Below are 10,899 nucleotides of genomic sequence, written 5' to 3'. Positions count from 1 at the left end.
CCAGTTGTATTGGTCATCAAAAAAGTATCAACCCAGGATTCGCCTTAAATGCCCCACCACTTCGTCTTGCTCTTCATCCGTCAGATCGGGGTACAGCGGCAGGCTGAGGGCCTCGGAAAAATAACGCTCGGCCTGTGGAAAATCGCCGTCCTTGAAACCTTGCTCGCGGTAGTAAGGCTGCAAATGCACCGGAATGTAGTGCAGGTTCACACCCAGCCCCACCGCCCGCAAAGCCTCGAACACCTGCGACTGACTGAGCGTGATTCGCGACAGTTGCAACCGCACCACATACAGATGCCAGGCAGACTCGGCGCCCTGTTGTTCGACCGGCAATGTCACAGCAAGCCCTGCCAGCAGGGTTGCATAGCGTGCAGCCAGTTGACGCCGCTTGGCGACAAAAGTCTCCAGACGCGCCATCTGTGACAGCCCCAATGCGGCATGCAAGTCGGACATCCGGTAATTGAAGCCCAGCTCCAGTTGCTGGTAGTACCACAACCCCGTCTCCGGCACCTTCATCTGTGCCGGATCACCAGTGATGCCATGGCTGCGCAGCCGCCGCAGACGCTCGGCATACCCGGCATTGTTGGTCAGCACCATGCCACCCTCGGCGCTGGTAATGATCTTGACCGGATGAAAGCTGAAAATGGTCATGGCGGCGTATTGGCCACAACCGACCGGCCGCCCCAGGTATGAGGCCCCCACTGCGTGGGAGGCATCCTCGATCAGCGTGAAGCCATAGCGCTCGGATAACTGCGCGAGGGTGCGCATGTCGCAACTCTGCCCGGCAAAAGCGACCGCGATCACCACTTTGGGCAGTTTTCCGGCGGCTTCGGCAACCTCGAGTTTCGCGGCGAGCAGCTTCGCATCAAGGTTCAGGGTGTGCGGGTCAATGTCGACGAAATCGACGTCGGCGCCACAGTAACGAGCGCAGTTGGCCGACGCGACGAACGTATTCGGAGTGGTCCAGAGGTAATCTCCCGGGCCAAGATCCGCGACCAGGCAGGCGATGTGCAACGCCGCCGTGGCGTTGCACACAGCAACCGCGTGCTCCGCCTGACAGTGATTGGCCAGGGCCTTTTCGAAGCGTTCGATGGTCGGCCCCTGGGTCAGCCAGGGCGACTTGAGCACTTCCATCACGGCGTCGATATCCGCCTGATCAATGTTCTGCCGACCGTAGGGAATCCGGTAAGGCATCATGACCGTGACTCAACGCAACGCCCGGGGAGCTGGCAAATACGCGCACTGTTGAACATCAATTTGCCGTTGCACATGACGTGAGTCCTTTTAATTGATCAGACAGCTGAGGCGAGCGATTGCGCCCAGTTCACACTGCCGGATTCACCCAGGGTAAAGCCCTTGCCGGTCAGGGCCAGGTTCTGGTTGTAAGCCTCGTCATGTGCAAAGCGCGCCTGCCACTTATCGCGCAAGGCCGCCACTGCCTGCGGATCGTTCGGCAAGGTGCCCGGGTGTGCAATCTGAACCTGCGGCGTCCACACCGTCAGCAAACCGGCATCGGCGACTTTCAGGCACAGATCGACATCGGCGTACGCCTCATCGAAGTGCTCGCGATCCAGGCCACCGAGGGCAACGAAGACTTCTTTGCGAATCATCAGGCACACACCGGAAACGGCGGTGTAATTCTGTTCGACGGCCAACCGGCGCATATAGCCGGGTGCGTCCTTTTTCTCGCCGATGAATGGCGAGGCGATCCCGCCATTGAGCCCGAGAATCAGGCCGGCACCGCTCACATTGCCCTCGTGATCCACCAGTTTGGCACCGACCACCCCGACTTCGGGACGCTGGGCCTGATTGAGCAATGCCTCGATCCAGTTCGCGTTGACCACTTCGGCGTCCGCTGCCAGCAACACCAGGTATTCGCCTTGAGCCTGTTCGGCAGCCAGGTTCAGCAGTGCCGAAGTGCTCAGCCGCTGCGCAGCCTTGACCAGGCGAATCCGGCCACGCCCGTTTTGTTCCAGGCTATCGAGCCAGGCGTGAAGCTCGGCGGACTGGCTGTGGTTATCGGCAATGACGACTTCATTGTTTTGATAGCGCGTGCGCTGCAACACACTGACCAGGCAGCGCTGCAAATGCTCCAGGTTGTCCTGGCTATGAATGACGATCGACACTTTCGGGCGATCGGCATGACGATAGTCGATACGGTAACCGCCCGACGCTTCGGCGTTGACCCGCGCTTGATAACCGCGGGTCGCCAGATGACGAACCAGCGTCTGACGCTCGTGCTCATTGGCTGCCAACGCCGGTGCCGCCGTGATCAGCAACGGCTCGGCCAGATGAGCAAGACCGGCAAGGCCGCCGGTTTCGATCAGGCGCAGCAACAGGTCGAACTCCAGCGCCGAAGTGAATTCGCGGGCAAACCCACCCGCCTCCACCAATGCTTCGCGGCGGATCAGCCAATGACGCGCGACCAGCGCCGGCAAACTCTGCAACAGGTCAAGGTTGAAAGCGGGCCGGAAGACGTCGACCAAGGTGCCATTGGCCTGACGATGAATCTCGTCCATCGCGACCGCACGGCAACCTTCGGCGTTCTGCAACTCAACGCTGGCACGCAGGAAACCGGCAGCGGTGAACTCATCGCCCGCTTCCGCCAGCAACAACCAGTCCGAGGTCGACTGGCGAGCAATCTGGTTCAGCTTGTCGACGTAATTGGCCGTGGTGACCTTGACGAAATGCAGCGTGTTTTGCGCCGTGGTGACCGCCGGCAAATCGCCCGTGGTGAAGACCACCACTTTGAAGGCCCGGAACGCACTCTCCATGAGGCTGTCCAGGGTGACCTGGAGCTTGTCCATGTCAGCGTCCAGATCAAGCAGCAGAATGCCGAACTGAGGCCCCCCTTCGTGGGCGGCCAAGTGCTGGTTGATTTTCCTCACCGCGGTGTCGTTCGGTTGACGGGCCTGCAACCAGTTCCGCACACGCCCCGACGGCATCGTGTCGAGCAACTGGCGACTGTCAAAAACGGGCACGCTGCCCAGACGCTGAATCCAGTCGGTCAACACCTGGGCATCGGTGGCTTCATCCATATCCAGTAGTTGCTGCGCCAGTTTTTGCACCACCCGGCGGTTGAAGGCGCCTATCTGAACGGCTTCAAGCAAACGGTTCTGGATCGTCTCCGAAGTGTCATTGGAGTAGGTGCGCTGCAAGGCTTCCTGCTTGAGCAATGCGCCTTCCATCTCTTCAAGCTGCAAGCGCCCGGCGGGCATCGCATGAAGCAGGAATTCGCACTCTGTCAGTTGCTCGAAGAAGGCGCTGTTGTAGAACGGCATCTCGACGTACTGGTCAGCGCCGAAGACGCGCTTGGGCCCTACGGTCGGATCCTTCCAGTAAGACTCGAAAATCGGCTCGATGGTCAACGCGTTGCGGGTCGTCAGGCTTTCGGCGAGCGCGGCGAAACCTTGCAGGGCGACCTGCGCGGTCTGCTGTTCATCCAGGCCACTGATGCCGGTCGGCAGCGAGGCCAGGAACCCTGCAAAGCGCTCGCGCTCGGCGACGGATCGGGCGTCCTTGAAGCTCAGGGTCGTCATGATCTCAGTGTTGTGATCCGAGCGGCCGTAGTTGACCTCACGCACCACGTAGGGCGTAGGAAGAATCCGCGCCTTGGCCCGTGCCAGCATGTAGTAGACGTGGCCGATTTCCTGCCATTCGAAGCTCGTGCCTTCAGGCATCGCGTCATACCAGTCGCGCAGTATCGAGGTCCGCTGAACCGCATAGAACGGCGGAATGTACTGGCTCATGTAATCGACGACACGATCCTGTCCATCCTCGGCGTTGTAGTCCTCCTGCACCTTCTTGTCACGACGGTAATACTGCACGTAGTTGGCGTGGGTCAGGTACATCAGGCAATAGCCATGGCACATCCCGTAGTCGGGATTGGCATCGAGGAAGTTCACCGATTCGGTCAGGGCACCGTGCAACAGGAAATCATCATCGGAGGCGAAGACCATGTACGGCGTGGTGACCTGCTCGACGCCGTACACCAGCTTGGCCTGAATGCCCCAGTAGCCGAACTGCGGCAAATGCCGATAGTCGATGGTGTCCGCGACCGCCGCCGCGCCGTCCAGTGCGACGGCCGATGAGTCGAGGACCAGAATCTTGCAAGGCAATGTGCTGTAGAACTGCAATGCCCTGCGCAGGAACGCCGGGCGATTGTGAGTAATCAGCACCACAGTGAACAGCTCACTGAGGGACCGCGTGTTTTCCGAACCGTAATTGCCTTGCATATCCTTCCCCACCACAGACCGATTGCCTGATGAACGCTTGAATAAAGGTGTCGCTTAACGCACTCGGCGCAGGTAGCCATCTGGCGCGACAGTGATCAGCAGCTTGCTGTGAATCGCCTGGTCGATCTCGAAATCGCGGTTTTCTTCGAGGTAGGCCCAGACCGCGGTTTTCGGGTTGTCGCCCTTGCCCCATGGACGATCCGGGAACGCATCTTCCGGCATGTCTTCGACCACGGTGTCCATCACCACGCAATAGCTGCCCACCGACACCATCGGTGCGTACAGGCGCAGCTCTTCGAGGACGTGTTCGTGGGTGTGATTGGAGTCCAGGACCACCAGCACTTTCTTGCCCTGGATGCGCTCGCGTACCTGATCAACGATGGCGGTGTCGATGCTCGAGCCCTGAATCATCTGGATGCGTTTGCTCATCGGGTGAGCTTCGATCGCTTCGCGGTTGTGCGGGCGAATGTCGATGTCGACGCCCAGCACTTCACCATGGCCCATCAGTTCGAGGATCGATGCATAAAACACCAGCGAGCCACCGTGGGCGATACCGGTTTCAACGATCACGTCCGGACGCAGGTTCCAGATGATTTCCTGCATGGCGACCATGTCCTGAGGAAACTGAATGATCGGCCGGCCCATCCAGCTGAAGTTGTAGGTGTACTTGTGTTTGGCCGTGGTGCTGACCCAGCCCAGCGACTCGGCTTGCAGCGCCTTGTCCTGCTGCAGGCCTTCGATGTTGCCTTTTACTTCTTCGCGAAACTGCTCATGGGGATTCATTGAAACGCTCCAGAAAAATGGGGAAACGGGTTACTTGAAGACCCTACCGTCGGGGTAAGGCACCGCGTTGGTCTTGATGATCCTGGCGGGGTTGCCCGCCACGACTGAAAAATCCGGAATATCCTTGGTCACGACCGCACCGGCACCGATGGTGACCCAGCGGCCGATGCGCAAGCGCGGAAGAATGGTGGCGTTGGTGCCGATAAACGTGCCGTCGCCGATTTCCACGCAACCGGCGATGCACACGCCTGGCGCCATGAACACCGAGTGGCCGATCTGCCCTTCGTGCCCCACCACGCTGCCGGCGCTGATGCTGGTGTTGTCACCCAGCGTCACTTCGGCTTGCATGATCACGCCTTCCTGCAGGTAACTGCCCTGCCCCATGCGGATCATGGTCAGGTCGATGCCGGGGTGGATGAACTGCCCCAGGGTGGCGCCGGCCTCGACCAGCTCGCGGGTGGTCTCGTAGCGCAGTCGGGTGCTGCCGGTGATCAGGTTGACGAATCGTACGTCCGGCCCTTTGAGCTCACTGACCAGCGCCGAACCGCCAATGACCGGCACACCAAAAAACGGCGTGCCGTGTTTGTTCGGGTCATTGTCCAGAAACGCGAAGTCGACGTTCGGCGTGCTGCGTTTCACGGCGTGCAGCATGCGCACCGCTTCCGGGTTGGCTGCGCCCAGCAGGTACATCTTCACAGCGATTGCCTTTGGGCGAGCAAGCCGCGCACAACGTCCACCACTCGAGCCTGATCGGCGTCGGTCATGTCGTGATAGCTCGGCAGGTTGAACGCTCGCTCCGGCAAGGCAAACGCCACCGGTGTATCGACCTCGTGCTCGCTGAACATGGGCAACAAAGACAGCGGCCAGAAGAATACCCGGGCGTCGATATCGGCGGCCTGGAACGCAGCGATCATTTCGTCGCGATGAATCCCGGCCTCGGCATCGAACACCACGGTCGGCATCCAGTAACCGTTACGGGCGTGCGCAGGTTCGGGGTTCAGCGAAACACCTGGCAGCGATGCCAGCGCGCGGGCGTAATTGGCGAAAATCGTCCGCTTGCGTTCGATCAGTTCCTCGATCCGCTCGACCTGGGCGCAGCCTACGGCGGCCTGCAGGTTGCTCATCTTGTATTTGAAGCCAATGAACTCAGGCCAGAATTGCTTGGTGCTGCCCGCGACGCGACCATGGTTGGACAAGGTCAGGACACGCTCGTACAAGGCTTTGTCCGAGGTGACGAATATCCCGCCCTCCCCGGTGGTCATGGTTTTGGTGCCGTGAAAGGAAAACGCACCGAACGCCCCCATCGAGCCGGCCGCCTTGCCGCGCCACTGCGAACCGATGGCTTCGGCGGCATCTTCGATGACCGGAATCCCGTGTTCACGACCGATCGCCAGCAAGGCATCCATGTCGCACAGATTGCCGTAGAGATGGACCGCGAGAATGGCTTTGGTCTTCGGGGTGATGGCTTGCCTGACGAGCTCCGGGTCAAGGCACCAGCTGTCCGCCAGCACATCGACAAACACCGGCGTGGCGCCCATATAGGTAATCGGTGCTGCCGAAGCGATCCAGTTGGTGTTGCCCAGGATCACTTCGTCACCCGCGCCGATGCCCAGCGCCGCCATGCCCATGTGCAGCGCGCCGGTGCAGCTGGAAGTCGCGATCGCATAGGTCGCCCCGAGGTGCTCGGCAAACCCGTGCTCGAAACGCGTCAGGTACTCGTAGCAACGCGCGCCCCAACCGTTCTGCACGGCGTCCAGGGCATACCGGGCTTCCAGTTCGCCAATACTCGGCTTGGTGTAATGAATTCTGCTCATTGAATACTCAACTCCGGAACGGCGACGACAAACTGTGCGCCCCACGCTTTGACCGAGGCGAATTGCTGGGTGATTTCAGGCAACAGGTTCCAGGGCAGAACCAGAATGTAGTCGGGGCGTTCGAGGGCGATACGCTCCGGCGACACCACCGAAATCCGGCTGCCCGGTAAAAACTTGCCCTGTTTGTGCGGGTTGGCGTCCGCGACCCAGGCCAACAGATCGGGCTTGACCCCGGCATAGTTGAGCAACGTGTTGCCCTTGGCGGCGGCGCCGTAACCGACCACACGCTTGCCGTCGGCCTTGGCCTGCAACAGGAAGCGCAGCAGTTGGTGCTTGATGCCCTCGGCGGCGGGCGCCAGGGTGGCGTAGTACTCAGGGGTTTTCACGCCGGCGACGAGTTCGGCCTGCAATTGTTGCGCGACCGCTGGCTGCACTTCGCGGCGGATCCCGTCGGCACGTTGCACGAATACCCGCAACGAACCGCCATGGGTCGAGAGCTGGCCGACATCGAACACTTCCAGGCCATTGCGCTCGCACAACGTCTGCACGGCGGTCAGGGACAGGTAGGAATAATGTTCGTGATACAGCGTGTCGAATTGCTGCCCGGCCATCAGCGTCAGTAATTGTGGAAACTCGAAGGTTGCCACACCGGTCGGCTTGAGCAGGGCCGCAAAGCCGCCGAGAAAATCGTTGATGTCCGGTACGTGGGCCAACACATTGTTGGCCGCCATCAGGTCGGCGGCCCAGCCTTCGGTCTTCAGCTGCGAAGCGGTTTCACGGCCGAAGAACAACTCGCGAATCTCCAGGCCTTTTTCCCGAGCGGCGTGTGCGGTGCTGCGCGTCGGCTCGACACCCAGACAAGGAATGCCGCGTCCTGCAACGTACTGCAACAGGTAACCGTCGTTGGCAGCGATCTCCACCACACGGCTGTCAGCCGTCAGGCCAAAACGCTCGACCATGTCGGCCACGTAGCGCTCGGCATGGGCCAGCCAGGTGCTGGAGAAGGAACTGAAATAGGCGTACTCGGCGTCGAACAGACTGTCGGCACTGGTGTAATCCTCGGTCTGCACCAGCCAGCACTGCTGACACACTGCGACTTTCAGCGGCACCCATTGTTCGGCTTGTTCCAGCTGGTCGGCACGGACATAGGCATTCGACGGCGGCGAGGTGCCGAGGTCGATCAGCGGCAAGGCCAACGGAGTACCGCAACCACGGCAGTTCATAGACGCACTCCAGCGAAGCGTTCATCGAGCAAGGGATGGCTGGCGTCCCTGGCCGACAGATTATTGACAGGCAACGGCCAGGCAATCGCCAGCCGTGGATCGTTCACACGCACCCCCCCTTCGTGCGCAGGCGTGTAATCCGCGCTGTGCAAGTAGAGCAATTCGGCGTCGTCGGTCAGGGTCTGGAAGCCATGGGCGAACCCGGCCGGAATCAGCAAGCTGCGACCGTCGCCGGCCCGAAGGTGTTCGGCGTGCCAGTGCAGGAACGTCTCTGAGTCGGGACGCAGGTCCACCGCCACATCCCAGACTTCACCACGCAGGCAGGTGATCAGCTTGGCTTCCGGTGCGTTGGCGTTCTGATAATGCAGGCCACGCACACTGCCCCGTTCACGGGTGCAGGAGTGATTGATCTGGCGGATATGAAACGGCTGGCCGAAGGCGCTCAGGCTGCCTTCGCAGAACAGTCGGGCGAAGTGCCCGCGATCGTCTTCGAAGCGCTTGTGCTGCACGCTGAACAAGCCATTCAGCGGCAGCGCTTTCAACAGGAATTCGCTCACAGCGCGCCTCGGTACAGGTTCAACTGGCCCAACGTGACGGCCCGCATGTCGTCGCCGTTTTGCCAGGCCAGGTGCCAATCGAGGGTCTGGGTCAGGCACTGCTGCAACGACCAGCGCGGTTGCCAGGCCAACAGTTGACGGGCGCGGCTGCTGTCCAGGCGCAACAGGCCTGCTTCGTGCAAATCACTCGGTTCGATGCGCAATCCACGGGATTGTGGCCAGCGGCTGGCGAGCAGTTCGACCACTTCGCCGACGCTGCACATGTCCGTTTCGCTCGGGCCGAAGTTCCACGCGCCGGCAAATTCCGGCCCTTGTGCATAGAGACCGGCGGCGAGTTGCAGATAGCCCGCCAAAGGTTCAAGCGCGTGCTGCCATGGGCGTACGGCTTGCGGGTAGCGCAGGGTCACCGGCTCGTCCGCCGACCAGGCCTTGAGCACATCGGGGATCAAGCGTTCCGGCGCGAAATCGCCACCGCCCAGCACGTTGCCTGCACGCGCCGTGGCCAGGGCCAGACCGTGCTCGGCATAACGCTCGGCCGGGAAGAACGAAGCGGCGTAGGACTGCGCCAACAGTTCGCAGCAAGCCTTGCTGCTGCTGTAAGGATCGTGACCGCCGAGGGCTTCGTTTTCGCGGTACGGCCATAGCCATTCCTGGTTGGCGTAGACCTTGTCGGTCGTCACCAGCACACAGGCGCGCACGCCGCCGACCTGGCGGATGGCTTCGAGCAGATTGAGGGTGCCCATGACGTTGCTGGAGTAGGTTCCCAGCGGATCGCGATAGCCTTCGCGCACCAACGGTTGAGCCGCCAGGTGCAGGACGATTTCCGGTCGGGTTTCGGCGATCAATTCCAGCAACGCGCCCAGGTCACGCAGGTCGCCGCGCTGATCATTGATGCCCTCGTGAACACGCGCCAGTTCGAACAGGCTCGGCTCGGTCGAAGGATCAAGGGAAAATCCGCTGACCTCGGCCCCCAGGCTTTGCAGCCACAGGGTCAGCCAACTGCCTTTGAAACCGGTGTGACCAGTCAGCAGAACCCGCTTGCCGCGCCAGAACTCGGAGCTCAATCCCATTGTTTCCATGGGGCCTCCCCGCTCTGCCACAACGCTTCGAGGTGGTTCTTGTCGCGCAAGGTGTCCATCGGCTGCCAGAAACCGTCGTGCTGGTACGCCATGAGTTCACCGCGCTCGGCCAGGCCATCCAGCGGACCGGACTCCCACGAAGTCTCGTCGCCTTCGATCAACGGCAACACCTTGGGCGACAGCACAAAGAAGCCGCCATTGATCCAGCCGCCATCGCCACGTGGCTTTTCGGTAAAACCAAGAACGCTGTCACCGTCGCGATTCAGCGCGCCGTATCGGCCCGGTGGCTGTACCGCCGTGACGGTGGCGAGCTTGCCATGGGTTAGGTGGAAGTCGACCAGTGCACCAATATTCAGATCGGAAACGCCGTCGCCATAGGTAAAACAGAACGCTTCTTCGTTTTCCAGGTAGCGGCTGGCACGACGCAGACGGCCGCCGGTCATGGTGTCTTCACCGGTGTCGATGAGCGTGACACGCCACGGCTCGCTGTAGTTCTGGTGAACGTCCATGCGGTTGTTGCACATGTCGAACGTGACGTCGGAGGTATGCAGGAAGTAGTTGGCGAAGAAGTCCTTGATCGCATAGCCCTTGTAACCCAGGCAAATCACGAAATCATGGATTCCGTGAGCGGAGTACTGCTTCATGATGTGCCAGAGAATTGGCTTGCCGCCGATTTCAATCATCGGCTTGGGTTTGAGGTGCGACTCCTCACTGATGCGCGTGCCCAGACCACCCGCCAAAATAACTGCCTTCATCGTCTCCCCTCTTGTTCGTCACAGGGCTCAGCCAAGCTGTATCAAGCTTTTGCAGGCCTTCTGGATAAAACCTTCAATGCCGGTCAGGGCGCTTCTGGATTCACCGGAAGTGCTCGTTTTATGGCGATATCGGGGGGACTTGCAGGAAACGCGCCAGCTCCTTTAGTGCGTTGGGCCAGGCGCTTATGTTGAAAAAGCCAGGTGTTGGAGACTTGATAGTTTTCACTGGGTGGGGGTTGGGGGACATATCCGTTTCTGCGGTAACGGCGGCTGGCGGTTTCGCCCTTACGGCGAGTCACTTGGAGAAGCGCCAAGTAACCAAGCGCTCTTGCCCCTTTCGTTCGGTGCCTCGCTAAGGCTCGGCATGCCCTCCTTCCGGTCCTGCTCCGTGGGCCCGCCGCCATCGGCCATCCATGGCCGGGGGCGGCTAACCCGGCATCCATGCCGGGTTGC

At 60.8% G+C, this 10,899-nt stretch carries 9 protein-coding genes; all 9 read right to left on the bottom strand.

Annotated elements, in window-relative coordinates; all coding sequences use genetic code 11:
• Nucleotides 1-27: 27 nt before the first annotated feature.
• The 9 genes from pseC to rfbF all read right to left on the bottom strand — a co-directional run bounded on the left by pseC (nucleotide 28) and on the right by rfbF (nucleotide 10,446).
• On the bottom strand, nucleotides 28-1,197 hold the full coding sequence (gene pseC / locus J2Y86_RS25835; RefSeq protein ID WP_253438189.1) for a UDP-4-amino-4,6-dideoxy-N-acetyl-beta-L-altrosamine transaminase: 1,170 nt from the start codon (nucleotides 1,195-1,197) through the stop codon (nucleotides 28-30).
• A 95-nt stretch (nucleotides 1,198-1,292) separates the two neighbouring features.
• Nucleotides 1,293-4,235 (bottom strand): glycosyltransferase family 2 protein, encoded by a 2,943-nt coding sequence (locus J2Y86_RS25830; RefSeq protein WP_253438186.1) that lies wholly within the window; start codon nucleotides 4,233-4,235, stop codon nucleotides 1,293-1,295.
• 54 nt (nucleotides 4,236-4,289) lie between these two features.
• A complete protein-coding gene (locus J2Y86_RS25825) occupies nucleotides 4,290-5,018 on the bottom strand; it encodes a cephalosporin hydroxylase family protein (RefSeq protein WP_253438183.1) in 729 nt (242 codons plus the stop codon).
• 30 nt (nucleotides 5,019-5,048) lie between these two features.
• Entirely contained in the window at nucleotides 5,049-5,714 is a 666-nt protein-coding gene (locus tag J2Y86_RS25820; RefSeq protein ID WP_253438180.1) for an acetyltransferase, read from the bottom strand.
• Nucleotides 5,711-6,832 (bottom strand): DegT/DnrJ/EryC1/StrS family aminotransferase, encoded by a 1,122-nt coding sequence (locus J2Y86_RS25815; RefSeq protein ID WP_253438176.1) that lies wholly within the window; start codon nucleotides 6,830-6,832, stop codon nucleotides 5,711-5,713. Before J2Y86_RS25815 ends, J2Y86_RS25820 begins: the two co-directional genes overlap by 4 nt.
• On the bottom strand, nucleotides 6,829-8,055 hold the full coding sequence (locus tag J2Y86_RS25810) for a class I SAM-dependent methyltransferase (RefSeq protein WP_253438173.1): 1,227 nt from the start codon (nucleotides 8,053-8,055) through the stop codon (nucleotides 6,829-6,831). Before J2Y86_RS25810 ends, J2Y86_RS25815 begins: the two co-directional genes overlap by 4 nt.
• A complete protein-coding gene (locus J2Y86_RS25805; protein WP_253438170.1) occupies nucleotides 8,052-8,612 on the bottom strand; it encodes a dTDP-4-dehydrorhamnose 3,5-epimerase family protein in 561 nt (186 codons plus the stop codon). Before J2Y86_RS25805 ends, J2Y86_RS25810 begins: the two co-directional genes overlap by 4 nt.
• Nucleotides 8,609-9,691, bottom strand: a complete 1,083-nt coding sequence (rfbG, locus tag J2Y86_RS25800) for a CDP-glucose 4,6-dehydratase (RefSeq protein WP_253438167.1) — start codon at nucleotides 9,689-9,691, stop codon at nucleotides 8,609-8,611. Before rfbG ends, J2Y86_RS25805 begins: the two co-directional genes overlap by 4 nt.
• Complete coding sequence (rfbF, locus tag J2Y86_RS25795) at nucleotides 9,673-10,446, bottom strand: glucose-1-phosphate cytidylyltransferase (RefSeq protein WP_253438164.1); 774 nt, start codon at nucleotides 10,444-10,446, stop codon at nucleotides 9,673-9,675. The genes rfbG and rfbF overlap by 19 nt, the downstream gene beginning before the upstream one ends.
• Nucleotides 10,447-10,899 lie beyond the last annotated feature (453 nt).

The sequence above is a fragment of the Pseudomonas migulae genome, assembly GCF_024169315.1.
GTDB lineage: Bacteria > Pseudomonadota > Gammaproteobacteria > Pseudomonadales > Pseudomonadaceae > Aquipseudomonas > Aquipseudomonas migulae_B.
Note: the sequence above shows the minus strand (reverse complement) of the source record. Positions and strands in the feature narration are given on the sequence as shown.